Origin of the sequence: Streptomyces sp. NPDC056883, from assembly GCF_042788835.1 — a bacterium.
In the GTDB taxonomy this organism is placed as follows: Bacteria; Actinomycetota; Actinomycetes; order Streptomycetales; family Streptomycetaceae; genus Streptomyces; species Streptomyces stoeckheimensis.
Genome location: NZ_JBHUBS010000009.1, coordinates 223,737 through 250,619, shown reverse-complemented (window position 1 = coordinate 250,619; position 26,883 = coordinate 223,737). Strand labels below are relative to the sequence as shown.

Sequence of the window (26,883 nt, the reverse complement as noted above, 5' to 3'; positions counted from 1 at the left end):
GCCGGCTGTCAGACGACAGCGATCCCGTGAGGTGGACCCCGTGAGGTGAGGGCGTCGGCGAGCAGCAGCCTGCGGGGCGTCCGGACCCGGTGGTTCCGGGCGCGGCGGACGCGGGGCCGGTGCGCGGGCGCGGGGAGCCGGAAGATCAGGCGCAGCGGTACGAGGAAGCGGGTGGCGACGGCGCGCAGGACGCGGAAGGCGCCGCGTTCGCCGTGTGCGAGCCAGAGGCCGCAGATCAGGGCGGCCAGAAGGTGGCCCGCGAGCATGCCCATCGGTGACATGGAGCCCATGGCGTGCCCGGCCGGTACCGGCAGGGCCGCCGCGAGGGGCGCGGAGGCGTCGGCCATGCCGTGCATGCCGTGCATGCCGTGGGTCCCGGCCATCCCGTGCACGTCGTTCTGTATGACGTGCCGGGCGGTGGCTCCGGTGCCCGGCAGCGGAGTTGCCTGCGGGCGGAGCAGGGAGGGGGCGTCGCAGAGCAGGTACCGGGCCCAGCGGCGGCCCAGCGAGGCCAGTGCGGCCGGCGAGGCTAAGGACGTGCCGGGTTCCTGCGGTCGGGCTGCCGCGGCCTGGGCGAGCGAGAACCCTCCGTGCAGGGCCGCTTGGGTGCCGACGGTCGCGGAGACGACGGCCGCGAGGCCGCGCTCCCGCCCGGCGAGGATCCAGCCGGTCGCCGAGGTTCCGGCGAACGCCGCGGTCATTCCCCACCAGGGGACGGAGGTGCCCGACATGAGGATGTGGCCGAGGGAGGAGAGCAGCACGCAGGTGGCCGCGAACATCGCGGCCCGTACGGCTCGGCAACATCGACCGGGTGTCATGGCGGGGCCATCGTTGCACCGGCCAGGCGGGGACGACAGAGGGCATCAGGTTTTCTCATCGGCCGGAAACCGAGTCCCGGTGTGATGTGGTGCACGCCACAACCGGCCCTGGGAACCCGGGCGTTCACCGGTCCGACTCCTGTCCCGGACCGAGGGCCGAGCGCTGGTGCCCGCGGGCGCGCAGCGAGAACGGGGTGGGTGAGCGGTGGTGGAGAAGGGCGGGGCGGTGAAGGCGCCCGGAGCGGCAGGGGTGGCCGAGGTGCAGACGGGCGGGCTCACCGCCCTGCTCACCGGCGCCATGGCCTTCTCGATGCTCCAGCTCTTCCTGCTCGGTGCGCTCGGTCCGCGCCTGGTCGGGGAGTTGGGGGTGTCGCCCGCCGTGCTCGGCTGGACCACCACCGTCGGCTTCGGAACGGCGGCCGTGCTGTCCCCGCTCGGCGGAAGGCTCGTGGACCGGATCGGGCCGCGCCGGTCCCTCGTACTCCTGCTGTCGGTGTCCGCGGCGGCGCTCGCGCTGATCGGTGCCGCGCCCGGCCCCGGGTTCCTGCTCGCCGCAGTCGGCCTGGGCGGGCTGCCCCAGGCCCTGGCCAATCCCGCCACCAACAAGGCGATCCTCGCCGCGGTGCCTCCCGGCCGCCGGGGGCCGGTGACCGGCATGAAGCAGTCGGGCGTCCAGCTGGGAGCCTTCGCCGCCGGGCTGCCGCTCACGGCACTGGCCGGCGGGGTCGGCTGGCGCGGGGCGGTGTGGACGGCCGCCGCAACGGCCGCGCTGGCGGCGGTGTGGGCGCTGCGTGCCCTGCCCGCCGACCCGCAGGCGGCCCCGGCCGGGCCCCGCGCCTCGCTCGTCCCGCGGGGTGCCATCGCCTGGCTGGCGGTGTTCTCCCTGTTCCTGGGCTGCGGGATCGCCTCGGTCAACACGTACGTGGCCCTCTTCGGCGCGCAGCGGCTCGGCCTGGGTCCCACCGCGGCAGGTGCGCTGGTCGCGGTGCTCGGGGTCGCGGGCATCGCCGGGCGGGTCGGCTGGTCCAAGGCCGCCCGGCCGGGGCGGGCCGAGTGGCTGCCGGGTGGCCTGGCGGCCGGCGCGGTGGGGGCGGCCGTCCTACTGGTCGCGGCGCCGAGCGCGGGCCCGCTGGTGTGGGTGGCGGCGGTGGCCGTCGGGGTGTTCGCCGTTGCGGCCAACGCCGTCTCGATGGTCCTGGTCATGCAGCGCGGCACCGCCGGCCGGGCCGGTCAGGATTCCGCCCTCGTGGCCGCCGGCTTCTTCACCGGCTTCGCCGTCGGCCCCCTCCTCTTCGGCCCCCTCGCGAACGCCGGCCGCTACGGGACGGGCTGGCTGCTGGTGGCGGCCGAGTTCGGCGCGGCGTGCGCGGTCGGGGTGACGTGGGCGGTGCGGGAACGGAGGCGGGGGCGTTGACGGTTCCGGCGGCCGAACGGGCCGAACGGGCCGAGCGGGCCGAGCGGGCCGAGCGGGCCGAGCGGGCGTTGGCGGAGGTGCTCGAGCAGGTCGCCCGCACCGCGGACGCCGTCGGCGAGGGGCGGTTCCCGCTGTACGCGGACCCGGACACGGGGAAGTGGACGACGACCGGCCGGGGTTCCTGGGCCGGTGGGTGCTGGGCGGGGCTGTTGTGGCTGAGGGCCCGCAGCACGGGCGCCGCAGCAGACCGGGCCGCCGCCTCCGCCTGTACCGCGCGGCTGGCCGGCTGGGTGGACGCCGACACCTCCACGCGCGGGCTGATCCTCTGGTACGGGACCGCCCTGGCCGTCGGGGACGCCGGTGCGCAGGAGCTGCGCGGGCGGGCGGCCGCGGCCTGTTCGGCCGCGCTGGACGAGGAACTGGGGCTGCTGCCCTGGGGATCGGCGTTCGGGGGGCCCCGGCTGCTGGCCCGGGTGGACGGGCTGCCGGGCACGGTGCAGCTGCTCGGCGAGGTGCGCCCGGCGGCTGCGGCAGCGCACCTCCAGCAGCACCTGACCCTGTGCCTCCCCGGCTCCGGGACGGAGGTCCGCCGCGCCCGTGACCTCGTACCGGCCTGGTCCCACGAGGCGGAGACGGCCTGGCGGGCGTGTGCGGAGCCGGCTCCGGGCTGGAGCCGGGGGCCGGCCTGGCTGCTGCTCGCGCTGGCCGACGTACTGCACCGGCCCGCTGTTGCCGCGTGCCTGCCGGGGGACCCGCACGCACTGGCGGAGCGGCTCGCCGACGCGTGGACGGGGCCGGGCGTGCCCCTCGTACCGGCTGCGGACGCGGCCCGGCCGGACGGGCCCGTGGACACCTCGGCCGCCGCCGTCACGGCCGTCGCGCTGCTGAAGCTGTCGCTGCTCCCCGGGCCCCGGGCCGAGGTGTACGCGCGCCGTGCGGGGGAGATCCTGGAGCATCTCGTGGACCGGCATTCCTCCCGGGGCCGCCTGCTGGACGGGTGCTACGACGCGGGCGCGGGGCTCGCCGTCCGGCATCAACTGGTGTGGGGAGACTTCTTCTTGGCGTTGGGGCTGGCCGGACTGACCGGGCTGGCCGACCTGCGCGGCGTCTGACGGGAACGGAGACTGATCTGTGATCGTTCTGCGTGCAACCCGAGGGCAGACGGCAGGGTCGAATGAGGCATGGCCTCTTCTCAAGTCCTCAGCAAGGGGAACTCCTCCGCGACCCTCGGCCCCGACCGCCTGATCGTCAGGCAGGGCCGGCAGCGCAAGGAGATTCCTCTCGAAGCCGTCTCGGAAGTCCGCGCGGGCGGCGACACGGTCCTCCGGGTGGTTCTGACCGACGGAGTCGTGCACCGGCTCGACGGCGGCAACCCGACGGCCACCGAAGCGTTCCGCGTCGCCCTTGACGAAGCCCTGCCCGTGGAGCGGAACCCGGCGGGCAGTTCCCTGGTCGTCACGGAGCGGGAGCCCTCCGCGATCAAGGCCTGGCAGGTGTGGGTGGGGATCCTGCTCTTCGTCGCCGGGTACATCGGCTACGTCGTCTGGGTGGGGCACTCCGCCCCGGATCCGCAGGCCTGGCCCCTGGTGCTCTTCGCGGTGTTCCCGCTGGGCCTGGGCCTGCCCCTCACCCTCGGCATCCTGTTCAAGACCGTGGATCTCGTGGTCCTCGCCCGGCGCGGCATCACCGTCCTCGGCGCCATGACCTACCACGAGAACGGCAGGCAGAGCGGCACCTACCTGTTCACCGACACCGACGGCAACGAGCACACCCACCACCCCACCTTCGGCCGCTCGTCGGAGAACCTCCAGATCGTCTACGACCCCCGCAACCCCGGGGACAACGCTCCTCGGCGCCCTCTGCCGGAGGTGCTGCTGATGTACACCTTCGGCTGGCTCTTCTCGCTCGGGATCCTCGCCATGGGCGTGTTCATGGTGGCGGCCCCCTTCCTGTGAGAGGGCTGGAGACACCCCCTAGCTCCCGTATCCGCCGAGCACCCTCCGGGCCACCCCCGTGATGTGCAGTTCGTCCGGGCCGTCCAGGATGCGGGCCGTGCGGCCCGTGCGGTAGAGGGCGGGCAGGGGGGTGTCGGGGCCCAGGCCGGCCGCGCCGTGGATCTGGATGGCCGCGTCCGTCACCTGCTGGAGCATGCGGGCGGCCGCCACCTTGGCCAGGCCCACCTCCACGTGCGCGTCCCGCCCGGCGCCGATCGCGGCCACCGCCTCGTGGACGAGCGGCCGGGTGGTGCGCAGCGCCAGGAGCGACTCGAAGACGTGGCTCTGCACCAGCTGGTGGCTGCCGAGCGGACCGCGCGACCCGGTACGGGAGTTCACGCGCTCGCACATGAGGTCGAACGCGCGCTGTGCCTGTCCGAGCCAGCGCAGACAGCGCAGGGTGCGGCCCAGCTGGAGCCGTTCCGCGGCGATGTCGAGGGCCCGGCCGCGTTCGCCGAGGAGGTGGTCGGCGGCCACGTGCACCCGGTCGAACTCGATCTCCCACTGGCCGGCCCCGCCCAGCACCGGTAGCTCCCGCACCACCCGGAAACCCGGTGCCGAGGTGGGAACGACGAGCAGGGACAGGCCCGTACGGTCTCCCGGCTGCCCGTCGGTGCGGGCCAGGACGGTGACCAGATCGGCTTCGGCGGCGTGCGAGGTGAACCACTTGCGGCCGCTGACGGTCCAGCTGCCGTCCGCCCGTTCCACCGCGCGCGTGGCGGTGAGGTACGGGTCCGTGCCCGGGGTTTCCGGGTCGGTCATGGCGTAGCAGGCGCGCAGTTCGCCGGACGTCAGCCGGTGCGGGTACAGGGTGCGCACCCGGTCGGTGCCGTGCCGCCACAGCATCGTCGCGTCCAGCAGCGGCGCCGACCCCAGCGCCGCCGGTCCGTGGTCGCTGGCCCCCTCCACCTCGGCGAGGCGTGCGTAGCGCGCCAGATCGAGGCCTTGGCCACCCAGTTCCCCGGGGAGCGGGAGGGCCCAGAGGCCCGCCTCCTTCGCCCCGGCCTGGAGCTTCCGCAGGGCAGCCGCCGCGGCGGGTCCGCCCACGTCGAGGACCGGCTCGTGGGGCATGACGTGCGTGCGGACGAAGTCCGCGACCCGTTCCTTCAACTCCAGCTCGCTGCACGCCGGTTCGTACGGTGCGTGCGTCGCGGCCCCTTCCTCTGCCACGTGGCTCTCCATCACTTTCCTCCAGCACGCCGGGAACCCGTGGGAACGGCAGTCCGACTGCCTTCCCGTGGAACTGGTCGGGCGGGCCCGCCCCTTGGTTCCCGCGTACGGGATCACCTGTACGAGATCGCCTGTACGGGATCACCTGCGGCGCCGGCCGATCGCCGGGCCGGGAGAAGAGGAGAGGCATGGCGTCACCCACCGTCACCCAGACCGCTCGGCCGCTCGACGGGCTGCGCTTCACCGCCTCGGGACCGCCCGCGCTCGCCGGCCCGGTGGCCGAGCACCTGAGGCTGCTGGGAGCGGTCGCCGCGGAGACCGGACCGGCCGCGGAGACCGGACCGGCCGCGGAGGCCGGACCGGCCGCGGCGGGCGACCCCGAGGCGGCCCGCGTCACCCTGGCGGACTCCGACCAGGGTCTCCCCGCCCGCGCCACCATCGCCTGGGCTTCGCCGGAGGCGGCCCGCAGGGGCGTCACCGACGAGGCGACCGCGCAGGCCGCGACCGGGATCATGGCCGTGCACGGCCGTCGCGACGGCCTGCCGCGGGGGCTCGCCGTCGACTACGCCACCGCCGCGACGGCCGTCCTCACCACGCAGGGGCTGCTCGCCGCCCTGCTGGCCCGGGCCAGGGGATGCCACGGCGCCGCCGCGCAGCCGCACACCTACGTCGACCGGGCCGGGCTGCTGGTCGTGTCCCAGTACCTCGCCGCGAGCGGCGCCGACGAGGGCGAAGCCGCCGAACTGGCTCCCGGCGGGCCGCCCTTCACCGCGGCCGACGGCACGCTCTTCGAGCTGGAGACCCTGGATCCGGGCGCCTGGGCGGGGTTCTGGCGGGCCCTGGACGCCCCCGCCGACGCGGTACGGGCCGGCTGGCGGCCCTTCCAGTTCCGGTACGCGACCGCGTGCGCGCCCTTCCCCGGAGCCCTGCACGCCACCACCCGGGCGCACGGCTGGCAGCGGATCCGCGAGGCGGCGGCCGCTTCGGGGGCCGAGGTGTGCCGGTTGCGGAGCCTGGCGGAGCGCGCCGCCGAGGACGACGGAGCCGCCCCCTGGGCCCTGGCCCCGTACGGCCCCGGCGGCCGTGTCCGCCCGCAGGCGGCTCCCTCCGGTCCGGGCCCGCTCGCCGGGATGACCGTTCTGGAGGCGGGCCGTCGCGTGCAGGCGCCGCTCGCCGCCCATCTGCTCGGGCTGCTCGGCGCCGAGGTCGTCCGGATCGAGCCGCCGGGCGGCGACCCGCTGCGCGGCATGCCGCCCGCCTGTTCGGGGATCTCCGCGCGCTGGCTGGCCCTGAACCGGGGCAAGCGTGCCGTGGAGATCGACATCAAGTCGCCCGGCGACCGGCTGCGGCTGGCCGAACTGGCCTCCGGGGCCGACGTGTTCCTGCACAACTGGGCCCCGGGGAAGGCCGCCGAGCTGGGCCTGGACTCCGCCGACCTCGCGCGGGCGAACCCGGCGCTCGTGTACGCGTACACCGGCGGCTGGGGCACGGGCCGGATCGCCGATCCGCCGATGGGCACCGACTTCATGGTCCAGGCCCGCACCGGCGTCGGCGAAGCCGCCCGGCCCGAGGGCGAGCTGCCCGCGCCCTCCCTGATGACTCTGCTCGACGTGCTAGGCGGGCTGCTCGGCGCCGAAGCCGTCCTCGCAGGGCTGCTGCTGCGGGAGCGCACCGGACGCGGGGTCCGCGTGGACTCCTCGCTGCTCGGCGCCGCCGACCTGCTCACCGCCCCGGCCCTGCTCCGCGCCCGGCGCGGGGAGCGCAGCCGCCGGCCCGCGGGATTCCGTACGCCCCTGCGCACCGCCGACGGCTGGATCGCCCCGGCCGACGCGGACGCCCGCGCCGCGGCCCTCACCCACGGGCTCGCCGAACTGTCCACCGAGGACGCCCTACGAGCCCTGCGGGCGCGCGGCCTCGACGCGACCGCCGTCACCACCGACCTTGCCGACCTGCACCACGACCCGCGCTTCGCCGGCTCGATCAGCCGGGACGCGCACGGTGCCCCTGCCGTTCCCGACCCCTGGAGCTTCGTATGACCGTCGCACTGCACGATCTGCTGCCCGTGGGCCTGCGCCGCTCGTGGGCGGTCGACGGAACCTGCCCCGACCTCGACCTCTACAGCCTCTTCCGGGCCCGCCAGATCTCCGACCTGCACCGCACCGCGGTCGTCGATGCCAAGGGCACGCTCTGCTACACCGCGCTCGACCGCAAGGTGCGATGTCTGGCCACCGGCCTCGCGGAGCTCGGCGTACGGCCCGGCGACGTGGTCGGCGTCCAGCTCCCCAACGGCCGCAACGCGGTCATCGCCGACCTGGCCCTGGCCGCCCTCGGAGCCGTGGCCCTGCCCTTCCCCGTGGGCCGGGGCGGCCAGGAGGCCCGTGGTCTGCTGCGCCGTGCCGAGGCCGTCGCGGTGATCGCCGCCGTGGAGCACCGGGGCCACCGGCACGCCGCCGACCTGCGGGACCTGGCCCCCGAACTGCCCGCGCTGCGCCATGTCATCGCGGCCGGCGGAGCGGCGGGCACGGAGCCTGAAGGAACGATTCGGCTCGCGGCGCTGATGCGCTCCGACCCGGCCGCCTTCGTTCCCGTCCGGCCCGACCCCGACAGAGCCGCCCGCATCCTGGTGTCCTCCGGTTCCGAGGCGGAGCCGAAGATGATCGCGTACTCCCACAACGCCCTCGCCGGCGGCCGCGGCAACTTCCTCGCCTCGCTGATGCCCGACGGGACGCCCCCGCGCTGCCTGTTCCTCGTACCGCTCGCGTCCGCCTTCGGCTCCAGCGGCACCGCGGTCACCCTCGCCCGGCACGGCGGAACCCTGATCGTCCTCGACCACTTCACGCCGGAGGCGGCCCTCGCGGCGGTGCGCGAGCACCGGCCCACGCACGTCCTCGGCGTGCCCACGATGATCCGCATGATGCTCGACCGCCTGGAGGCCGAGGCGGCCGCGGGCGACACCCCGCCGCTGCCCGCACCCACCGCCCTGATCCTCGGCGGCGCCCCCCTCGACGAGACCACCGCCGAGAGCGCGAGCCGCGCCTTCGGCTGCCCGGTCGTCAACCTCTACGGCTCGGCCGACGGGGTCAACTGCCACACCGGACTCGGCGCGACGGCGCCGGAGTCCGAGGGCACGGGCATCGCCGCCGGCCGCCCCGACCCCCGGGTCGCCGAGATCCGGATCACCGACACCGAGACCCACGAACGGCTCCCCGACGGAGCGATCGGGGAGATCATCGCGTGCGGCCCCATGACCCCCATGTGCTACGTCGCCTCCCCGGACCTGGACGCGCTGTACCGCACGCCCGAGGGCTGGGTCCGTACCGGCGACCTCGGCTTCATCGACGAGGACGGGGTCCTCCACGTCGTGGGCCGCCTCAAGGACATCGTCATCCGCGGCGGCGCCAACATCAGCCCCGCCGAGGTGGAACGGGAGCTCTCCTCCCACCCCCTCGTCCGCGACGTCGTCTGCGTCGGAGTCCCGGACGAGGTGATGGGCGAACGCCTCGCCGCCTGCGTCGTCCCCCGCGGCGCGCAGCCCCCCACCCTCGACTCCCTGGCCGGACACCTCACGCTCCGCGGCCTCGACCTCCGCAAGCACCCCGAGCGCCTGCTGCTGCTGGCGGAGCTCCCGCTCACCCCGGCCGGCAAGCCCGACCGCGCGGCCCTGCGCGCCCGCCTCGCGAACGGCGCGCCGGTCCGCGCCGGGGCCGCCCCGGCTGCTGCGGCACCCGCCGCGGTGGGCGCGTAGACGAGGGCGGGGCGGCCCCGATGGGACCGCCCCGCTCGCTTCGCCCCGCTCCGCGCTACCCGGCGGAGCCGCCCGCCTTGGCCATGGCCTTCTTCAGCTCGGTCCCCGCGTTGCGGTAGACCGGCAGCAAGTCCAGGTCGTTCCCCGGGTAGTTGGCGATCTCCACCTGGTGCGCGCCGGAGTCGGGCAGGACGGTGCCGGTCGACATGTGCGCGTTGTCCAGGACCAGCGCCGGCTTCTTCGCCGACAGCTCGGCCAGCTGCGCCGGGGTCACGGCCTCGGGGCCGTAGGTGCCCACCGTGGTGGCGCCCGCCAGCTTCGCGGACCAGGCGGTGAACACCTGGCTCACGACCGCCGGGCTCTTGCCGCCGGGCCAGGCGGCCTGGACGTCCTTCGCGACCCGCCCGTACTCGGCGTCGAAGTCCGCGGCCCACTTCGTGGCGGAGCCCGGCGTGCCGAACAACGCCCCCAGCCGAGCGACTTCGGCCTTGACCTTGTCGGCGTCGTTGTCGAGGTTCACCTCCACCAGCTTCGCCTTCGACCCGGCGGCCTCCTTGATCTTCGCGGCGTACGGCTCGAACGGCGCGTACAGCACGAAGTCGGCCCCGGCGACGGCGGCGAGGTCGGAGGGCTTGGGGTCGTAGTCCGGAGCGTGGTGCACGGACTGCGGCACGATCACCTTGACGTTCTGCGCGCCCGCGGCCTTGGCGAAGGCGCCCTCCCAGGTGGTGGTCACGACGACGACCGGAGGGCCCTCCTTGACGGTGCCACCACCGCGCCCGCTGTCGTCGGTGTTGCCGTCGCTGTCGCCGCAGCCGGTCAGGGCCAGTGCCAGGCCCAGTGCCGTGCTCAGTGCGAGGAGGGAAGTGCTGCGGACGCGGGTTCGCGACGCCATGAGCCGATTCTCCGTTCGGGTACGAGGTGCACCGCGAGGACGAGTGCCCCCGCGGTCAGGACGAGGACGGGCCCGGGGGGCCAGTCCAGCCGGAGGGCGATGAGGAAACCGGTCAGGTTCACGAAGACGCCGATGCCCACCGCCCACCCGGTGATCGATTTCAGCGAGGTGCCCAGCCGGCGCGCGGCCAGGGCGGGCAGCAGGGTCAGCGCGTCGACCAGCAGGGCGCCGGTGAGCTTGATGGCCCCGGCGACCGCGACCGCGACGAGCACCAGCAGGACGGTGGTCAGCGCCCGCACCGGCACGCCGGAACACTGCGCGAGTTCACGGTCGTACAGCAGCAGCGCCACCTCGCGCCGCCGCCACCAGAACAGGCCGGGCACGAGCACGGCCAGCACGCCGAGCACCACCAGATCGGCGCCGCCGACGGACAGGATCGAGCCCCACAGCAGCGCGAACGCGCCCGAGGCGTTCACCCCCGAGACCGCGAGGAGCAGCAGCGCGGCGGCGATCGCCAGGCTCATCAGCAGTCCCATCGCCCCGGACAGCCCGTCCGGGGTCCGGGCCAGCGGTGCGACTCCGGCTCCGGCCAGCGCACAGGCCACCAGCGCGCACAGCATGGGATCCAGTCCGGTGAGCAGTCCGACGGCGATGCCCAGCAGCGCGACGTGCATCATCGCGAAGCGCACCGGCATGATGTCCAGCCCGACGATGACCACCCCGATCACGGGCAGCCCGACGGCGGCCAGCAGCAGGGCGAAGCCGGCCCGCTGTACGGGGGCCAGTTGCAGCAGGGTCCCGAGGTCGGCGCTCGCCAGGGAGGCGGCCGCGAGGGTGGCGCTCACGCGACCTCCCTCAGCCGTCCGGCGGCCATCTCCATGACCCGGTCGCAGCGTTCCACGAGCGCCCGGTCGTGCGTGACGACGACCAGCGTCACCGGCAGGGCCGCCAGTACCTCGGCGGCCTCGTCCTGCCCGGCGAAGTCCAGGGCGGCGGTCGGCTCGTCGGCGAGCAGTACGCCGGCCCCCGCGGCCACGCAGCCGATCGCCCGGGCCAGGTACATCCGCTGCAACTGCCCGCCGGACAGGGTGTGCAGCGGCCTTGCGGTCAGCGGCCCCACCCCCAGCCGGTCGGCGGCCTCGGCGGCCGCGCGGGAGTCCCCGCTGCTGGCGAGCAGTTCGCCGCCCAGGAGCGGGAAGCGTCCGGCGGCGGGCTTCTGCGGGATCCACGCGCAGGCCCGCCGCCGCCAGGCCGGGTCGCCCGTGCGGCCGCCGACCAGGATCTTCCCGCTGACCTGCGGGTGCAGTCCGAGTACGGCGCGCAGCAGGGTGGTCTTGCCCGATCCGTTGGTGCCGGTCAGCGCGACGCGCTCGCGGGCCGCGATCTCCAGGTCGACGCCGGCCACGGCCTCCACCCGCCCGTGCCGGCAGCCCACCCCCTCCATCCGCACGTCCAGCCCGCCCATCCCACGCCCCTCCACTGTCACCGGCCGTCTCTCCGCGTGGAGTTGGTCGTCCGGAAGGGACCCGCAGTTCCGGCGATTCCGTACGGGCGTTGCCGACAGCCGCATCTGGCTCGGCGTCCACTACCCGTGGGACGCCACGGACGGCCTCGTCCTCGGCGACAAGCTCGCGAACCAGGCCTTCACCACCAAGCCCCGCACCCTCTGAGCCCCTCCCGGCCGGATGCCGTAAGCCTTTCGTCATCCGGCCGGGCCTGGTCCCGCCAGGCACCCGAGCGTTGAATGCCCATGAGGGCCGAACGGCCGAACGCGAGGAAGGACCGACCACGTGGCACAGACCCAGCCGCCGCAGACCCCGCCGAGGAAGCGGAACGTACGCAGGCACCTGACCGTCCTGGCCCTCCCCGCGGCCCTCCTGCTGGGCCTCGGCCTGTACTGGTTCCAGCCGTGGAAGCTCTGGCAGAACGCAACGGTCCACGAGTCCCTCCCGTCGGCGCCCTCTTCGCCGCTCACCGCCTCGCCCACCAACCAGGCGGCCCCGCAGACCGTCGCCCAGGGCGCACTGATCAGCCACGAGCACACCACCACGGGCACCGCGAAGCTCATCCGCCTCCCCGACGGCTCCCACACCCTGCGCCTGGAGAACCTCGACACCAGCAACGGCCCGGACCTGCGGGTCTGGCTGACGGACGCCCCGGTGAAGGAGGGCACGGCGGGCTGGCGGGTCTTCGACGACGGCAAGTACGTCAGCCTGGGCAAGCTCAAGGGCAACAAGGGCGACCAGAACTACGCGATCCCGTCCGACGTGAACCCCGCCGCGTACACCAGCGTCACCATCTGGTGCGACCGCTTCGACGTCTCCTTCGGCGCGGCGCCCCTCACCCCCGCTTAACCGGCGCCACCCGCCCCCTCACGGGACAATGTCGCTCATGACGACCCCCGCGACCCCCGCGACGCCGATGGACACCGTCACACTGGAGCGCCGCATCAAAGCCCGCCCCGAAACCGTCTTCGCCTTCTTCACCGACCGGGAGAAGTGGCTGTCCTGGATGGGCGCCGACGGCACGTTCTCCTTCGAGCCCGGCGGCTCGTACCGCACCCGGGTCACCGGGCAGGAAGTGGCCTCCGGCCACTTCCTGACGGTCGACCCACCCAGACAACTCATCTTCACCTGGGGCTGGGAGCAGGGCCCCGCACCCCTCGCGGCGGGCTCCACCAGGGTGGAGATCACCCTGGAACCCACCGCCCAGGGCACCGTGCTCCACCTGATCCACAGCGGCCTGCCCACCTCGGAGGCGTGCGAGGCCCACGCGGAGACCTGGCAGCACTACACCGACCGCCTGGCCCTCCGAGCCGAAGGCACCAACCCCGGCCCGGACCCCTGGACCCACCAGCCCCCGCCCTGACCCACCGCGCCCCCTCACCGCTCACTCAGGCGCCGGGAGAACACCCCCCAGAAACGCAGGAAGGGCCCGACCCGCGATGCGGATCAAGCCCTTGACCTGGTCTTACGAAGTCGGGGTGGCGGGATTTGAACCCACGACCTCTTCGTCCCGAACGAAGCGCGCTGCCAAGCTGCGCTACACCCCGATGTCCACCCTTGCAGCGCTTGCTGCCCTGGCGACATCGATTACTTTAGCGGACCCTCGGCCGGAGACGAAATCCGGTTTTCGCGCGGCGGGCGGTAGCGGTCCGCCGCGACCAGGGCCAGGCCGATGGCGTAGAAGGCGAGGCCCAGGACCACCGCGTTCAGCGCGACCCGGGCGTAGCCGTACTGGGCGGCGTCGATGAAGGGGTACGTGTACCGGCTCGGGACGCCGGGGGAGAGCAGGGCGCCGCGGGTGAGGGCGAAGGCCACGTAGAGCAGGGGGTACGCCAGCCACTGCGCGGCGTAGCGCGGGCGCAGGGTGCGGGGGGCGGTCAGGAAGAGGAAGTCCAGGACCGCGCCGATGGGGGTGACCGTGTGGAGGAGCTGGTTGGAGACGGCCTTGGCGCCGGAGAGCTTGTCGAGGTCCTCGAGCACGTTGAAGGGGCTCGACGGGTTGGCCAGGACCAGGTGGAAGACCAGCCCGGTGATCAGGATGAAGAGGAGGACACCGCCCCGCCAGAAGGGGGCCACGTCCGGCTCGCGGCGGTGGACGCGGTAGGCGGAGAGTCCGAAGACCACCGCGACCAGGATGTTCGTCCAGATCGTGAAGAAGCTCAGGACGACGGGCACGCTGCCGTACGCGCACTCGATGACCAGGCCGGTGACGGCCGCTGCCGCGATCAGCGCGCGGAAGGCGACGGTCGGGAGGCGGAGTGCGCCGGGTGCGCCAGGTGCGCCGGGTGTGATCATCCTGTCAACGTACCCGGCGCATCCGCCCGTACTAGGCCTTCGGGGTCAGTGTCAGCAGTGTCGCCTCGGGGGGGCACGCGAAGCGCACCGGGGTGAAGCGGTTGGTCCCGCAGCCCGCCGATACGTGGAGGTACGCGCGCTGCCCCTGCGTCTCGTGCGTCGAGAGGCCCTTCACCCGCTTGGTGTCCAGGTCGCAGTTGGTGACGAGCGCCCCGTAGAAGGGGATGCACAGCTGCCCGCCGTGCGTGTGGCCGGCCAGGATCAGCGGGTACCGGTCGGCGGTGAAGGATTCGAGGACGCGCAGGTACGGGGCGTGGACGACGGCCATCGAGAAGTCCGCGTCCGCCTCCGGCCCGCCCGCGACCTTGGCGTACCGGTCGCGCTTGATGTGCGGGTCGTCCAGGCCGGTGAAGGCCAGCTCCAGCCCGTCGAGCTTGAGCCGGCCCCGGGTGTTGGTGAGGTTGAGCCAGCCGGCCGCGTCGAAGGCGTCCCGCATTCCCTCCCACGGGTTGTGGACGGCGCCGACGACCGGGGCGTTGCCGTTCAGCCCGTGCCGGCCCTGGGTCTTCTCGATCAGGTAGCGCCCGGGATTGCGCATCCGGGGCCCGTAGTAGTCGTTCGAGCCGAAGACGTACACGCCGGGGAAGTCCATCAAAGGGCCCAGCGCGTCGAGCACTTCCGGCACGCCCTCCGTGTCGGAGAGGTTGTCGCCCGTGTTCACCACGAGGTCGGGGCGCAGCCCGGCGAGCGACTGCAGCCAGGCGCGCTTCTTGCGCTGCCCGCCGACCATGTGGATGTCCGAGACCTGCAGGACGCGCAACGGGCGCATTCCTTGCGGGAGCACGGGGACCGTGACCCGGCGCAGGCGGAAGGACCGCGCTTCGAAACCGGCGGCATAGGCCAGACCGGCGGCCCCGGCCGCGGCGATACCGGCGGTGACCTTCAGGGGTACTCCGTAACGCGCACGCATGCCCTCATGTTCGCAGACCCGGCGAGCACGCCGGGAAACCGGCGGGCGCCGGAGCCCCCGTACCTGGCAGACTCGGGGCATGACCACGCTCAAGGCCAAGCTCCAGGAAGACCTCACCACCGCCATCCGCGCGCGCAACGAGCTCGCCTCGTCCACGCTGCGCCTGACCCTCTCCGCCATCACCAACCAGGAAGTCGCGGGCAAGGAAGCCCGGGTGCTCTCCGACGAGGAAGTCCTCAAGGTGATCGCCAAGGAGGCGAAGAAGCGTCGCGAGGCCGCTGATGCCTTCGCGCAGGGTGGCCGTCCCGAGCAGGCCGCGCGGGAGACCGCCGAGGGCGAGTTCCTCGACACCTACCTCCCGAAGCAGCTCGGTGAGGCGGAGCTCGACGCGATCGTGGCGCAGGCCGTCGAGGAGGCCAAGGCGGCGGGCGCCGAGGGGCCGCGGGCCATGGGCGCCGTGATGAAGATCGTGAACCCGAAGGTCGCGGGTCTGGCGGAGGGCGGGCGCGTCGCCGCCGCCGTCAAGAAGCACCTGTCCTAGTACGCGGTTCTGTAGGCAGTTCCGTACGCGGTCCCGTACGCGGTCCCGTACGGGAAACAGGGAGGGCCCCCACCGATCCGGATGCGGATCTGGTGGGGGCCCTCTTCTGCTGTTCGCTGCGGACCCTGTGGACCCTACGGCGCCTAGTCGCGGCCGCCGATGATCCCCGGCGGGATCGTGATCCCGCCGAGCGGGTCGTCCCCGCCCGTGCCGCCGGTGTTCCCGCCGGTGGGGCCGGCCGCGGTCCCACCGCCGGGCCGCCCGTCGCCGGGCTTGCCGTCGCGGCCGGGCTTGCCGGGCTTGTTGGGCTTGCCGCTGGGCTTGGCACCGGGGGTCGGGCTCGGGGTGTCGGGGATGTTCACCGTGGTGAAGCTCGGGGCCTCGCGGCCGGAGAGCGCGCCGGAGACCGCCTGCTTCCAGATCGGGCCGGGCAGGCCACCGCCGAAGACCTTGTCGTAGTACTGGCCGCCGATGGTGATGTTCTCCATCGACACCTGCTTGGCGCCGCCGGAGCCGACCCAGGTCGCGCCGGACATGTTCGGGGTGTAGCCGACGAACCAGGCGTTGTAACGGCTGTCGGTGGTACCCGTCTTGCCCGCGCTCTGGCGGTCGGTCAGACCCGACTGCTGGCCCGTACCGGAGTCGACCACGCCGAGCAGCAGCGTGTTGATGGTGTCGGCGGTCCGCTCGGTCATCGCGCGGCCGCACTTGGACTTCGGGACCGTCAGGGCCTTGCCGTGCGCGTCGGTGATCGACTCGATGGAGACCGGGGTGCAGTACACGCCGCGGTTGGCGAAGGTGGCGTAGGCGTTGGCCATGGTCAGCGGGGACATGCCCTCACTGCCGAGGGCGATGGCCGGGACCTCGGGGAGCTTGGCGCCGTTGGCCGGGATCACGCCGAGCTTGGTGGTCATCTCGGTGACGGGGCACAGGCCCACCTCGGAGATCATCTCCACGAAGTAGGTGTTGACCGACTTGGCCATCGCCTCCTTCATCCCGTACGGGCCGACCTCGGACTCGGTCTCGTTCTCCACCTTGGCGCGGTCGGTGTTGACCCAGGGCTTGTCGCCGCAGGTCCGCACCGGGCTCGGGTAGTCCATGTCGTACGGGGACTGGTACATCTTCGTCGGCGGCAGCCCGCCTTCGAGGGCGGCGGCCGCGACGAACGCCTTGAAGGTGGAGCCGGTCGGGAAGCCGAAGTTCGAGCCGCCCATCTTCTTGTCCACCGAGAAGTTGATCTGGGTCTCGTTCTTGCCGAAGCCGTACGGCTTGGACTGGCCCATGGCGAGGACCCGCCCGGTGCCGGGCTGGACGAGGGTGACGGCCGTCGCGACCTTGTCGTCCTGGTCCACGTGGTCCTTGATGGACTCGTTGACGGAGTCCTGCGACTGCGGGTCCAGGGTCGTGCGGACCGTGAGGCCGCCCTGGTTCCAGACCTTCGCCCGCTCCTCGCGGGTCTTTCCGAAGGCGGTGTCGTCGAGGAAGGTGTTGCGCACGAAGTCGCAGAAGAAGCCCGCGCCCTTGACCGCGGTGATGCAGCCGTTCTTCGGCTTGGTCACCTTCAGCTGGAGCGGCTTCGCCTTCGCCGCGTCCGCCTCGGCCTGCGAAATGTTCTTCACGTCGGCCATGCGCTGGAGGACGATGTTGCGGCGCTTCGTCGCCTCCTGCGAGTCGTTCACCGGGTCGTACCGGCTCGGCGACTGCACGACGCCCGCCAGCATCGCAGCCTCGTCCAGGGTGAGGTCCTTGGCGGGCTTGCTGAAGTAGCGCTGGGCCGCGGATTCGATTCCGTACGCCTGCTGCCCGAAGTACGTGATGTTGAGGTAGTTCTCGAGGATCTTCTGCTTCCCGAGCTCCTCCTCGACCTGGATCGAGTACTTCAGCTCGCGGATCTTGCGTCCGAGGCTCTTCTCCTGTGCCTCGCGCACCTTCGTCTCGTCGTCGCCGGCTTCCTCGACGAAGACGTTCTTCACGTACTGCTGCGTCAGCGTCGAGGCGCCCTGCGCCGCGCCGCCCTCCTGGGCATTGCGGTTGACCGCACGCAGGATGCCCTTGAGGTCGACCGCGCCGTGCTCGTAGAAACGGGAGTCCTCGATCGCGACGATGGCCTTCTGCATGTACGGGGAGATGGCCGTGATCGGGACCACCTGCCGGTCGCGCGAATAGACCGTGGCGATCAAGCCACCCTCTGAGTCCAAGATCGTGGTGCGCTGGCTCAACGGAGGTGTCTTGAGATTGGCCGGGATCTCATCGAATCCCTCGACCGTGCCCTTGGCCGCGAGACCCAGGGCGCCGGCGCCCGGGATCGCGATGCCCGCGAGCACAACTCCGGAGAGAACGGACACACCGAGGAACTTGGCGGCCTGCTGTGGCCCCGTGAGCCCGCCGCCCGAGCGCTTCTTTCCCATAGAGGGCAGCCTACGTTCTCATTCGCCGGACACGCGCGAATGCCTTGGCCTAAGCTGTCCCCAACTGTCACAGCAGTGCGGTGGGACATCAACCCCTCGGCTTGTTTTTCACCCTTCCCGAATGGGGTGGACGCATGTCCGAATCTCGCCTCCTGTGATCAGCATGCCCCGTCGATTTCACCCAAATCGCCGGAATGGTCGGGCATGTCGCAGGATCACTCCGTCGGGTGATCTGCCGCTTACCCATAGTCCGTTCGGACCATTCAAGATTGGGCCCGTCGGGGGTGTTGCACTGTGCCCACCTTCCGTAACGTCCTCAACTGGCAGCGGTGAATATGCCGCTACCGCCGTGGGGGAGCCTCGATTCGGGAGAGGACGGCGCCGGGATGGGCTGGGTTACCGACTGGAGTGCGCAGGCAGCCTGCCGCACTACCGATCCGGATGAACTGTTCGTTCAAGGAGCGGCACAGAACAGGGCCAAGGCGGTGTGCACCGGATGTCCGGTGCGGACCGAGTGCCTGGCCGACGCGCTCGACAATCGTGTCGAGTTCGGAGTGTGGGGCGGAATGACCGAGCGGGAACGACGTGCGCTGCTGCGCCGGCGTCCCACCGTCACCTCGTGGAGGCGACTGCTCGAAACCGCACGCACGGAGTACGAGCGCAGTACGGGCATCCTCACCATGGATGACGATGAGGAGATCGGTGTTCCGTACGAGACGTACGCGGCAGCCGGGTAGACCACCTGGGCACCCGTCGTAGGAACGCCTACGCTCCGGCCGGAACCCCGGCCGCGAGTCGCTCTCCGATGGCCCGCAGCCCGGCGAGGTCGTGTACGTCGCCGGGCAGGGCGGCCACTTCGGCCACCGCCACCTCGGGGTGCAGCGAGGTGAAGCGGTCACGCGTGCGCTGTTCGCGCGCGATGACCTGCATGCGCTCCGCGTGCAGGCGCAGCAGTCCTGCAGTGATCAGGTCCACGTCGGCGTCCGCGCCGGCGGCGTCTACGGTGTCGGCGCCGGTCTCTCGCTCGATGCGGGCATCGGGGTCGGTCTCCGTGTCGGGGTCGGTCTCCGGGTCGGTCTCCGTGGAGTCACGAAGTCCAGCTTTCCCGGACTCCTGATCCACAATGCCGCCTTCTTCAAGATTCTCCGCAGCGGCCAACGCCCGCTCCGCAGAGAGCTGTTCGGCGTCACTGCCGTGCACCCGGTTCAGTACGAGCCCGGCCAGCGGCATCCGCTCCGCGGCCAGCCGTTCCACGAAGTACGCGGCCTCGCGCAGCGCGTCCGGTTCGGGCGCGGAGACCACGAGGAAGGCCGTACCGGGAGCCTGGAGGAGCTGGAAGGTCGCGTCCGCGCGGGTGCGGAAGCCGCCGAACATGGTGTCCATGGCGGCCACGAAGGTCTGCACGTCCTTCAGCAGCGAGGCGCCCATCAGCTTGCTCAGCGTGCCCGTCATCATCGACATGCCGACATTGAGGAACTTCATCCCCGCCCGGCCGCCCACCTTCGCCGGAGCCATCAGCACCCGGATGAACTTCCCGTCCAGGAAGGACCCCAGGCGCCCCGGTGCGTCCAGGAAGTCCAGCGCGGACCGGCTCGGCGGGGTGTCCACCACGATCAGGTCCCAGTCGTCCCGGGCCCGCAGCTGCCCCAGCTTCTCCATCGCCATGTACTCCTGCGTGCCCGCGAAGCCGGCCGACAGGGACTGGTAGAAGGGGTTGGCGAGGATGGCCTGCGCCCGCTCGGGGTCGGAGTGGCCCTCGACGATCTCGTCGAAGGTCCGCTTCATGTCGAGCATCATGGCGTGCAGCTCGCCGCCGTCGCCCGTCACCCCGGAGACCTTGCGCGGGGTGTTGTCGAGCGAGTCGATCCCCATCGACTGGGCCAGCCTGCGTGCCGGGTCGATGGTCAGGACGACCACCTTGCGCCCGCGCTCGGCCGCCCGTACCCCGAGCGCCGCGGCGGTGGTGGTCTTGCCGACCCCGCCCGCCCCGCAGCACACGATGATCCGGGTCTGCCGGTCGTCCAACAGCCGGTCGACGTCCAGCCGCGGGGGAGCGTCCATCGTCGCCTCCATGATCCGGGCCTCGCTCATTCCTCGCCCACCTGCTTCCGCAGCTCCGCGGCGAGCCCGTAGAGCCCGGCCAGATCCATCCCCGCGCCGAGCAGGGGGAGTTCGTACGTCGGCACGTCCAGCCCCGCCAGGACGGTGCGCTGGGCGCGCTCCAGCTCCACCCGGCTCGCGTGCTCCGAGGCCTGCGCGAGCAGTGGGTCCACCAGCCGTTCGGCCAGCCCGCCGCGCCGGGCGCTGCCGAGGCCGGCCCGGGACAGCGCCCGGGAGACGTCGGAGCGCCGCTCGCCGGCGGCGGCGCGCAGGGCGTCCTCGTCGAGGTGGTGCGGCCGGACCATGTTCACGACGACCCGCCCCACCGGCAGGCCCGCCTGCCGGAGTTCGGCGATCCCGTCGGCGGTCTCCTGGACGGGCATCTCCTCCAGCAGGGTGACCAGGTGCACGGCCGTCTCGGGGGACTTGAGCACCTTCATGACGGCCTGCGCCTGGTTGTGGATCGGCCCGAACCGGGCCAGGCCCGCCACCTCGTCGTTGACGTTCAGGAAGCGGGTGATCCGCCCGGTCGGCGGAGCGTCCATGATCACGTGGTCGTACACGAACCGGCCCGCCTTGTCCTTGCGCCGGACCGCCTCGCAGGCCTTGCCCGTCAGGAGCACGTCCCGCAGGCCCGGCGCGATGGTCGTCGCGAAGTCGATGGCGCCGAGCTTCTTGAGGGCGCGGCCGGCCGAGCCGAGCTTGTAGAACATCTGGAGGTAGTCCAGGAGCGCCCGCTCCGCGTCGATGGCGAGCGCGTAGACCTCGCCGCCGCCCGAGGCGACGGCGATCTTCCGGTCCTCGTAGGGGAGCGCCTCCGCCCCGAAGACCTGGGCCAGGCCCTGCCTGCCCTCGACCTCCACCAGAAGAGTCCGCCTGCCCTCGCGTGCGAGGGCGAGCGCGAGTGCTGCGGCGACCGTGGTCTTGCCGGTGCCGCCCTTGCCGCTGACCACCTGGAGCCTGCTCACAGGGCCCGAGCCTAATTCCTCCCGGGTGGCGGCGGTGGTGGCGGGGCCCCGCACGGCAGGCACTACGCTCGCTCCCATGACCAAGAAGTTCGAATACGCGACCGTCCCGCTGCTGGTCCACGCCACCAAGCAGATCCTGGACACCTGGGGCGAGGACGGCTGGGAGCTCGTCCAGGTCGTCCCCGGGCCGAACAACCCCGAGCAGCTCGTGGCCTACCTGAAGCGGGAGAAGGCGGCATGAGCGGAGTCGTCGAGGCGAGGCTGGCCGAACTCGGCCTGACCCTGCCCGAGGTCGTCCCGCCGCTGGCCACGTACCAGCCGGCCGTGCGGTCGGGTGCCTACGTGTACACCGCGGGCCAGCTCCCGATGGTCAAGGGCAACCTGCCGGTCACCGGCAAGGTCGGCGCCGAGGTCTCGGCGGAGCAGGCCAAGGAACTGGCCGCGACCTGCGCGCTGAACGCGCTCGCCGCGGTGAAGTCCGTCGTCGGCGACCTCGACAAGATCGCGCGCGTCGTGAAGGTGGTGGGCTTCATCGCCTCCGCCCCCGACTTCACCGCCCAGCCGGGCGTGTTGAACGGCGCGAGCGAGCTGCTGGGCGCCGTCCTCGGCGACAAGGGCGTCCACGCCCGCAGCGCGGTCGGCGTGGCGGTCCTCCCGCTGGACGCCCCGGTCGAGATCGAGATCCAGGTCGAACTCTCCTCCTGACGCGCCCCCCGCACCGCTCGGCCCTGGCGGGCCTCACGGGCTTCGGCCCGCTGCGCCGGACTCCGTCCGGCGGCCCGCCGGGGCCGTTTGCGTCCCGGCGGCGCGGTCCCCGGCGCCCTTCGAGCCGTCCGGCGCTTGAGGACCGGGGTCTGGGGCGGAGCCCCAGGGGGTCCGGGCGCAGCCCGGTGCTCCCTCCCAGCCCGTCCGGGCCACACCCAGCCCCGCCGGCGTTTGAGGCGCGGGTCCGGGCAGCGCCCGGGGAACGGTGGAAGGGCGGGTAGGGGACTCCGCTCCGCGCAGCGGCACATCCGCAGCCGAGGCTGAGCCCCCGTACAACGGTGCAACAAGGTCAACCCTCGAACATCGGGCCGGATGGCCGTAGCATCCCGCCATGCCGAATGGTCAGTACGGTCAGCAAGAGACCTCCGCCGGAGGTCAGTGGTACCCGCCGGAGTGGCCCGACCGGATCCGCGCCCTCGCGGACGGCGCCCTCGTCCCGACGGAACCCAGGCGCGCCGCCACCGTGATGCTGCTGCGCGACACCCCCGACGGCCCCGCGGTGCACATGCTGCGCCGCCGGGTCGAGATGGCCTTCGCCGGAGGCGCCTACGCGTACCCAGGCGGCGGCGTGGACCCCCGCGACGAGGACCACCGCATCGGCTGGGCCGGCCCGAGCCGCGCCGAGTGGGCCGAGCGGATGGGCACCGACCCCGCCACCGCCCAGGCGATCGTCTGCGGAGCCGTCCGCGAGACCTTCGAGGAGGCCGGGGTGCTGCTCGCGGGCGAGTCCGCGGACACCGTCGTCGGCGACACCACCGGCGAGGACTGGGAGGCCGCCCGCGCGGCCCTGGTCGCGCGCGAGCTGTCCTTCGCCGAGTTCCTCGACCGCCGTGGCCTCGTCCTGCGCTCCGACCTGCTCGGCGCGTGGGCCCGCTGGATCACCCCGGAGTTCGAGCCGCGCCGCTACGACACCTGGTTCTTCGTGGCGGCCCTCCCCGAAGGCCAGCGCACCCGCAACGCCTCCACCGAGGCCGACCGCACGGTCTGGATCCGCCCCGCCGACGCCGCCGCCGGCTACGACAAGGGCGAGCTGCTGATGATGCCGCCCACCATCACCACCCTGCGCTCCCTGGAGCCGTACGGGAGCCCCGCCGAGGCCCTCGCCGCGGCCGGGGCCCAGGACCTGACCCCGGTGCTCGCCCGGGCCACCCTGGAGGGCGGGGAGCTCGTGCTCAGCTGGCCGGGCCACGACGAGTTCACCAAGCGCGTCCGCCTCACGCATCCGGGCCCCGCCCGACCGGGCCCCGCCAACCCGGGAGGAGCCTCCGCATGACCGACGCCGCCGCCCTGCCCGGCCAGCCCCGCGGAATGGTCGTCTCCGGGCCCGCCACCGCCCGCGCGGTGAACATCCTGGCCCCGAACGCCTCCGCGATGACCCTCGACGGGACCAACACCTGGCTCGTCTCCGAGCCCGGCTCCGACCTGGCCGTGGTGATCGATCCCGGCCCGCTGGACGACGTACACCTGCGCGCGGTGATCGACGCCGCCGAGAAGGAGGGCAAGCGGGTCGCGCTGACCCTCCTCACCCACGGACACCCCGACCACGCGGAGGGCGCGGCCCGCTTCGCCGAGCTGACCCGGACGAAGGTGCGCGCGCTGGACCCCGCCCTGCGCCTGGGCGACGAGGGCCTGGCCGCCGGGGACGTCATCCGCACGGGCGGTCTGGAACTGCGCGTGGTTCCGACGCCCGGGCACACCGCGGACTCGCTCTGCTTCCACCTGCCGGCCGACCGGGCGGTGCTGACCGGCGACACGATCCTGGGACGCGGCACCACCGTGGTCGCGCACCCCGACGGGCGGCTCGGCGACTACCTGGACTCCCTGCGCCGGCTGCGCTCGCTGACGGTCGACGACGGGGTCCACACGGTGCTCCCGGGGCACGGACCGGTCCTGGACGACGCGCAGGGCGCGGTCGAGTTCTACCTCGCCCACCGTGCCCACCGCCTCGCCCAGATCGAGACGGCGGTCGAGAACGGCTTCACCACCCCCGAGGCGGTCGTCGCGCACGTCTACCGGGACGTGGACCGGTCACTGTGGCCGGCCGCGGAATGGTCCGTACGGGCGCAGCTCGAGTACCTTCAAGATCACGGACTGATTCCCGGGGGCCCCGAATGACGCTCATCCTGATCCTCTCGCTGATCATCACCGCGGGCTGGATCGTTTCGACGGTGACGCTGCGGATCCGGGAGGTGGAACGCAAGACGGACCGGCTGGAGCGACGCCTCGGTCTGCTCCTGGACCACTTCGGCATCGTGGAGCCGGAGCCGGACGGGATGGACGGCGTACGGGCCCTGGCCGCGGAGGGCCGCACGGTGGCGGCGATCAAGGCCTACCGCGAGGCCACCGGAGCCGGCCTGGTGGAGGCCAAGCGGGCGGTCGAAGCCCTCTAGGCGGCGGCTTCGGGGCGGGCCGTCTTCGTGCCGTGCCGGGCCGCGTACTCGTCCGCGAGCCACGGCCCGAGGTCCTCGACGTAGGCGCGCAGCACGGCCGGGTCGGAGACCGGGTCCAGCGCGGCGGCGGCCGCGGCGCGCATCTGGTCGGCGCGCTCGGGGTAGTACTGCGCGAACACCTCCGCCGACTCGGTGAGGTCGCTGGTCCAGCCGCCCCACCGCGGCATGACGAGGGTGAACCCGGTCCGCACGAGGTGCCGGGAGACGCCCCGGCACAGCTTGCGGTACTCCTCCGGGGTGGCCGCCTCCCGGATCCGCTCGCGCACCCGGGGCAGCAGCTCGGCGAGGTCGCCGTTGGTCTCGCGGGCGAGCAGGCCGTCCGGCCGGTAGCGGGGCAGGTGCTCGGCCAGGTCCGCACCGAGCAGCGGGGTACACAGGCAGGCGAGGAACCAGCCCAGGTCGTATCGTTCCTGCTCGCTCAGCAGCCGGTCCTTGCCGTACAGCAGGATCCCGACCCCGTCGATCTCCGCGAACTCCTCGTCGAGGCCGTGCGCCAGCGCCTCGGTGGTGTCGCGGTCCTCCTCGCCGGGTGCGTGGTGCAGGGCGATGAGCAGGTCGAGGTCGGACCGCCCGGGCCGGGCGGTGCCGCGCGGCACGGACCCGTACAGGTAGGCGCTGTGCAGCCGCCGCCCGTAGGCCTCCGCGATCCGCTCCCGCGCGGCGGCGACGAGCCCCCGGAACTCGGCCTGCACATGCCCGAGCGAGCCTTCGCGCTCGAAGTACCCGTACGCGTCGAGGCCTCTGTGCTCCATGGGTCTACTGTGCCTCCTCGGTGGCCGAAATCAGCCCCGCCGGCGTTTGAGGCGCGGGCGCGCGGGGGCAGAGCCCCCGGAACGGCGCCGCAGGAACGCGAAAAGGGGCCCCGCCCATCCGGGCAGGACCCCTCAACCAGCTGAGACCGGCGTCAGCGCGAGCGCTTCGCGAGCCGCTCCACGTCCAGGAGGATCACCGCACGCGCCTCCAGGCGGAGCCATCCGCGTCCCGCGAAGTCGGCCAGCGCCTTGTTCACGGTCTCGCGCGACGCGCCGACGAGCTGGGCCAGCTCTTCCTGCGTGAGGTCGTGCACGACGTGGATGCCTTCCTCCGACTGCACGCCGAAGCGGCGCGACAGGTCGAGGAGCGCACGGGCCACGCGGCCCGGAACGTCGGAGAAGACCAGGTCGGACATCTGGTCGTTGGTCTTGCGCAGGCGCCGCGCGACGGCGCGCAGCAGCGCGGTCGCCACCTCGGGCCGGGCGTTCAGCCAGGGCTGGAGGTCTCCGTGACCCAGACCCAGCAGCTTGACCTCGGTCAGCGCGGTGGCGGTGGCGGTGCGCGGGCCCGGGTCGAACAGCGACAGCTCGCCGATCAGCTCTCCGGGGCCGAGGACGGCCAGCATGTTCTCGCGGCCGTCGGGGGAGGTGCGGTGCAGCTTCACCTTGCCCTCGGTGACGACGTAAAGCCGGTCACCGGGGTCGCCCTCGTGGAACAGGGCGTCACCACGTGCGAGGGTCACCTCGCCCATGGAGGCGCGGAGCTCCGCGGCCTGCTCGTCATCGAGCGCCGCGAAGAGCGGGGCACGCCGCAGTACGTCGTCCACGAGTCTCTCTCCTATGTCGACCAGCCGGGGGATCGCTCCCCCATTTTGCCGGACGGCTCAAACAGTGCGATCAATCACGTTCATCACAAGGATGCCGGACGTACGGGTGTGCTGTGCGGCGAGAGGCCGATCGGGGTGGTGTTACCTGAGGTCCGGGGGCGTCGCCGCCGCCGTGTCCCGGACCGGCCGGGTGTCCAACAGGCCGGTGAGAGCACAGGCCAAGGGGTCCGGGGGAGTGACGACCACAGTAAATTCAGCCGTGGGCGAACATGCCCCGGTGGGAGCCCTCCCGGAGCAGTCACCCCCGTTTCCGGGCAAAACTTGGGCCAAGAAACCCCGTCCGGGCGGAGGTCACGTCCGGCCACGGGCGGAGGGCTGTGCGGCGTAGCCTTCGGGGATGGCAGAGAGCAAGGTCAAGAAGGCCGGGGCGAAGCCGGAGAGCCATCTGGCGATGGTGCGGCGGGCGCGCAGGATCAACCGTGAGCTGGCGGAGGTCTACCCGTACGCGCACCCGGAGCTCGACTTCCGCAACCCCTTCGAGCTGCTGGTCGCCACCGTCCTGTCGGCGCAGACCACCGACCTGCGGGTGAACCAGACGACCCCGGCCCTCTTCGCCGCGTACCCGACCCCCGAGGACATGGCCGGAGCCGATCCGGAGGCGCTGGAGGAGATCATCCGGCCGACCGGGTTCTTCCGGGCCAAGGCCAAGTCCCTGCTCGGCCTCTCGCAGGCGCTGCGCGACAACTTCGGCGGCGAGGTGCCGGGCCGGATCGAGGACCTGGTGACGCTGCCCGGCGTCGGCCGCAAGACGGCCAACGTGGTCCTCGGCAATGCCTTCGGAGTCCCGGGGATCACCGTCGACACCCACTTCGGCCGGCTGGTGCGGCGCTGGAAGTGGACCGAGCAGGAGGATCCGGAGAAGGTCGAGGCGGAGATCTGCGCGATCTTCCCGAAGAGCGAGTGGACGATGCTCTCGCACCGCGTCGTCTTCCACGGCCGCCGGATCTGCCATTCCCGCAAGCCCGCCTGCGGGGCCTGCCCGATCGCACCGCTCTGCCCGGCCTACGGGGAGGGCGAGACCGACCCGGAGAAGGCGGCGAAGCTCCTGAAGTACGAGAAGGGCGGCCAGCCCGGCCAGCGCCTGAGCCCGCCCCCGGACTACCCGGGCCTCCCGGCGCCGGCCAGGCCCGCCAACGCGGACGCCTGAGCCAAATCCAGCCTCGCCGGCGTTTGAGGCGCGGGGGTTCGGGGGCGGAGCCCCCGCAA

The 26,883-nt window shown here is 72.9% G+C and carries 27 protein-coding genes and 1 tRNA gene; 15 read left to right on the top strand and 13 right to left on the bottom strand.

Annotated features, from left to right (window positions below; genetic code table 11):
- Nucleotides 1–8: 8 nt before the first annotated feature.
- Nucleotides 9–818, bottom strand: a complete 810-nt coding sequence (locus ACFRU2_RS23255; protein WP_382975073.1) for a hypothetical protein — start codon at nucleotides 816–818, stop codon at nucleotides 9–11.
- A 298-nt stretch (nucleotides 819–1,116) separates the two neighbouring features.
- Between ACFRU2_RS23255 and ACFRU2_RS23250 the strand changes: the two genes are divergently transcribed.
- From ACFRU2_RS23250 to ACFRU2_RS23240, 3 genes are all read left to right on the top strand, one after another.
- Nucleotides 1,117–2,232, top strand: a complete 1,116-nt coding sequence (locus ACFRU2_RS23250) for an MFS transporter (protein ID WP_382975203.1) — start codon at nucleotides 1,117–1,119, stop codon at nucleotides 2,230–2,232.
- On the top strand, nucleotides 2,229–3,344 hold the full coding sequence (locus tag ACFRU2_RS23245) for a sugar ABC transporter permease (RefSeq protein WP_382975071.1): 1,116 nt from the start codon (nucleotides 2,229–2,231) through the stop codon (nucleotides 3,342–3,344). The genes ACFRU2_RS23250 and ACFRU2_RS23245 overlap by 4 nt, the downstream gene beginning before the upstream one ends.
- Nucleotides 3,345–3,413: 69 nt before the next feature.
- Complete coding sequence (locus ACFRU2_RS23240) at nucleotides 3,414–4,187, top strand: hypothetical protein (protein ID WP_382975069.1); 774 nt, start codon at nucleotides 3,414–3,416, stop codon at nucleotides 4,185–4,187.
- Nucleotides 4,188–4,205: 18 nt separating this feature from the next.
- Here ACFRU2_RS23240 and ACFRU2_RS23235 read toward each other — a convergent pair whose 3' ends face one another.
- The gene (locus ACFRU2_RS23235; RefSeq protein WP_382975066.1) at nucleotides 4,206–5,396 is read right to left on the bottom strand and encodes an acyl-CoA dehydrogenase family protein; all 1,191 of its coding nucleotides are present in this window, start codon (nucleotides 5,394–5,396) and stop codon (nucleotides 4,206–4,208) included.
- Nucleotides 5,397–5,584: 188 nt separating this feature from the next.
- Here ACFRU2_RS23235 and ACFRU2_RS23230 point away from each other — a divergent pair, with 188 nt between their 5' ends.
- A complete protein-coding gene (locus tag ACFRU2_RS23230) occupies nucleotides 5,585–7,432 on the top strand; it encodes a CoA transferase (RefSeq protein ID WP_382975063.1) in 1,848 nt (615 codons plus the stop codon).
- Nucleotides 7,429–9,141, top strand: a complete 1,713-nt coding sequence (locus ACFRU2_RS23225; protein WP_382975060.1) for a class I adenylate-forming enzyme family protein — start codon at nucleotides 7,429–7,431, stop codon at nucleotides 9,139–9,141. The genes ACFRU2_RS23230 and ACFRU2_RS23225 overlap by 4 nt, the downstream gene beginning before the upstream one ends.
- Nucleotides 9,142–9,196: 55 nt before the next feature.
- On the opposite strand, the gene ACFRU2_RS23220 is transcribed toward ACFRU2_RS23225, so the two are convergent.
- Genes ACFRU2_RS23220 through ACFRU2_RS23210 form a run of 3 tightly spaced genes read right to left on the bottom strand, consistent with a single transcriptional unit; the run spans nucleotide 9,197 to nucleotide 11,501 of the window.
- Nucleotides 9,197–10,036 (bottom strand): ABC transporter substrate-binding protein, encoded by an 840-nt coding sequence (locus ACFRU2_RS23220; RefSeq protein ID WP_382975057.1) that lies wholly within the window; start codon nucleotides 10,034–10,036, stop codon nucleotides 9,197–9,199.
- Nucleotides 9,991–10,881 carry a metal ABC transporter permease gene (locus ACFRU2_RS23215; protein ID WP_382975054.1) on the bottom strand — a complete coding sequence of 297 codons (891 nt, stop codon included), beginning with the start codon at nucleotides 10,879–10,881 and terminating at the stop codon, nucleotides 9,991–9,993. The genes ACFRU2_RS23220 and ACFRU2_RS23215 overlap by 46 nt, the downstream gene beginning before the upstream one ends.
- Entirely contained in the window at nucleotides 10,878–11,501 is a 624-nt protein-coding gene (locus ACFRU2_RS23210; RefSeq protein WP_382975051.1) for a metal ABC transporter ATP-binding protein, read from the bottom strand. Before ACFRU2_RS23210 ends, ACFRU2_RS23215 begins: the two co-directional genes overlap by 4 nt.
- 382 nt (nucleotides 11,502–11,883) lie before the next feature.
- Between ACFRU2_RS23210 and ACFRU2_RS23205 the strand changes: the two genes are divergently transcribed.
- Nucleotides 11,884–12,390: a DM13 domain-containing protein gene (locus ACFRU2_RS23205; RefSeq protein ID WP_382975201.1), complete on the top strand. Its 507-nt coding sequence runs from the start codon at nucleotides 11,884–11,886 to the stop codon at nucleotides 12,388–12,390.
- 37 nt (nucleotides 12,391–12,427) lie between these two features.
- Nucleotides 12,428–12,904, top strand: coding sequence for an SRPBCC domain-containing protein (locus tag ACFRU2_RS23200; RefSeq protein WP_382975049.1), 477 nt, complete (start codon nucleotides 12,428–12,430; stop codon nucleotides 12,902–12,904).
- Between the two features lie 110 nt (nucleotides 12,905–13,014).
- On the opposite strand, the gene ACFRU2_RS23195 is transcribed toward ACFRU2_RS23200, so the two are convergent.
- From ACFRU2_RS23195 to ACFRU2_RS23185, 3 genes are all read right to left on the bottom strand, one after another.
- Nucleotides 13,015–13,088, bottom strand: a tRNA-Pro gene (locus ACFRU2_RS23195).
- A 40-nt stretch (nucleotides 13,089–13,128) separates the two neighbouring features.
- Nucleotides 13,129–13,836: a Pr6Pr family membrane protein gene (locus ACFRU2_RS23190; protein ID WP_382975046.1), complete on the bottom strand. Its 708-nt coding sequence runs from the start codon at nucleotides 13,834–13,836 to the stop codon at nucleotides 13,129–13,131.
- A gap of 31 nt (nucleotides 13,837–13,867) precedes the next feature.
- On the bottom strand, nucleotides 13,868–14,806 hold the full coding sequence (locus tag ACFRU2_RS23185; protein WP_274548822.1) for a metallophosphoesterase: 939 nt from the start codon (nucleotides 14,804–14,806) through the stop codon (nucleotides 13,868–13,870).
- Between the two features lie 79 nt (nucleotides 14,807–14,885).
- Between ACFRU2_RS23185 and ACFRU2_RS23180 the strand changes: the two genes are divergently transcribed.
- The gene (locus ACFRU2_RS23180) at nucleotides 14,886–15,347 is read left to right on the top strand and encodes a GatB/YqeY domain-containing protein (RefSeq protein WP_243330535.1); all 462 of its coding nucleotides are present in this window, start codon (nucleotides 14,886–14,888) and stop codon (nucleotides 15,345–15,347) included.
- Between the two features lie 143 nt (nucleotides 15,348–15,490).
- Here ACFRU2_RS23180 and ACFRU2_RS23175 read toward each other — a convergent pair whose 3' ends face one another.
- Nucleotides 15,491–17,755, bottom strand: coding sequence for a transglycosylase domain-containing protein (locus ACFRU2_RS23175; protein ID WP_382975043.1), 2,265 nt, complete (start codon nucleotides 17,753–17,755; stop codon nucleotides 15,491–15,493).
- A gap of 386 nt (nucleotides 17,756–18,141) precedes the next feature.
- On the opposite strand from ACFRU2_RS23175, the gene ACFRU2_RS23170 reads away from it, so the two are divergent.
- Nucleotides 18,142–18,492: a WhiB family transcriptional regulator gene (locus tag ACFRU2_RS23170; RefSeq protein ID WP_250745358.1), complete on the top strand. Its 351-nt coding sequence runs from the start codon at nucleotides 18,142–18,144 to the stop codon at nucleotides 18,490–18,492.
- Between the two features lie 28 nt (nucleotides 18,493–18,520).
- On the opposite strand, the gene ACFRU2_RS23165 is transcribed toward ACFRU2_RS23170, so the two are convergent.
- Both ACFRU2_RS23165 and ACFRU2_RS23160 read right to left on the bottom strand, forming a co-directional pair.
- Nucleotides 18,521–19,846 carry an ArsA family ATPase gene (locus ACFRU2_RS23165; protein WP_382975040.1) on the bottom strand — a complete coding sequence of 442 codons (1,326 nt, stop codon included), beginning with the start codon at nucleotides 19,844–19,846 and terminating at the stop codon, nucleotides 18,521–18,523.
- Nucleotides 19,843–20,823 carry an ArsA-related P-loop ATPase gene (locus tag ACFRU2_RS23160; protein ID WP_274548825.1) on the bottom strand — a complete coding sequence of 327 codons (981 nt, stop codon included), beginning with the start codon at nucleotides 20,821–20,823 and terminating at the stop codon, nucleotides 19,843–19,845. The genes ACFRU2_RS23165 and ACFRU2_RS23160 overlap by 4 nt, the downstream gene beginning before the upstream one ends.
- A 76-nt stretch (nucleotides 20,824–20,899) precedes the next feature.
- On the opposite strand from ACFRU2_RS23160, the gene ACFRU2_RS23155 reads away from it, so the two are divergent.
- The 5 genes from ACFRU2_RS23155 (at nucleotide 20,900) to ACFRU2_RS23135 (ending at nucleotide 23,978) form a co-directional block, all read left to right on the top strand.
- Entirely contained in the window at nucleotides 20,900–21,064 is a 165-nt protein-coding gene (locus tag ACFRU2_RS23155; protein ID WP_112447450.1) for a DUF4177 domain-containing protein, read from the top strand.
- A complete protein-coding gene (locus ACFRU2_RS23150) occupies nucleotides 21,061–21,528 on the top strand; it encodes a RidA family protein (RefSeq protein WP_382975036.1) in 468 nt (155 codons plus the stop codon). The genes ACFRU2_RS23155 and ACFRU2_RS23150 overlap by 4 nt, the downstream gene beginning before the upstream one ends.
- Before the next feature lie 391 nt (nucleotides 21,529–21,919).
- The gene (locus ACFRU2_RS23145; protein WP_382975033.1) at nucleotides 21,920–22,861 is read left to right on the top strand and encodes an NUDIX hydrolase; all 942 of its coding nucleotides are present in this window, start codon (nucleotides 21,920–21,922) and stop codon (nucleotides 22,859–22,861) included.
- Complete coding sequence (locus ACFRU2_RS23140) at nucleotides 22,858–23,703, top strand: MBL fold metallo-hydrolase (RefSeq protein WP_382975030.1); 846 nt, start codon at nucleotides 22,858–22,860, stop codon at nucleotides 23,701–23,703. The genes ACFRU2_RS23145 and ACFRU2_RS23140 overlap by 4 nt, the downstream gene beginning before the upstream one ends.
- Nucleotides 23,700–23,978 (top strand): hypothetical protein, encoded by a 279-nt coding sequence (locus ACFRU2_RS23135; RefSeq protein WP_382975027.1) that lies wholly within the window; start codon nucleotides 23,700–23,702, stop codon nucleotides 23,976–23,978. Before ACFRU2_RS23140 ends, ACFRU2_RS23135 begins: the two co-directional genes overlap by 4 nt.
- On the opposite strand, the gene ACFRU2_RS23130 is transcribed toward ACFRU2_RS23135, so the two are convergent.
- Together ACFRU2_RS23130 and ACFRU2_RS23125 are read right to left on the bottom strand one after the other, a co-directional pair.
- On the bottom strand, nucleotides 23,975–24,790 hold the full coding sequence (locus ACFRU2_RS23130; protein ID WP_382975024.1) for a nucleotidyltransferase domain-containing protein: 816 nt from the start codon (nucleotides 24,788–24,790) through the stop codon (nucleotides 23,975–23,977). The genes ACFRU2_RS23135 and ACFRU2_RS23130 overlap by 4 nt on opposite strands.
- Before the next feature lie 152 nt (nucleotides 24,791–24,942).
- Complete coding sequence (locus ACFRU2_RS23125) at nucleotides 24,943–25,617, bottom strand: Crp/Fnr family transcriptional regulator (RefSeq protein ID WP_003981529.1); 675 nt, start codon at nucleotides 25,615–25,617, stop codon at nucleotides 24,943–24,945.
- A 397-nt stretch (nucleotides 25,618–26,014) separates the two neighbouring features.
- On the opposite strand from ACFRU2_RS23125, the gene nth reads away from it, so the two are divergent.
- Nucleotides 26,015–26,824 carry an endonuclease III gene (nth, locus tag ACFRU2_RS23120; protein ID WP_382975021.1) on the top strand — a complete coding sequence of 270 codons (810 nt, stop codon included), beginning with the start codon at nucleotides 26,015–26,017 and terminating at the stop codon, nucleotides 26,822–26,824.
- Nucleotides 26,825–26,883 lie beyond the last annotated feature (59 nt).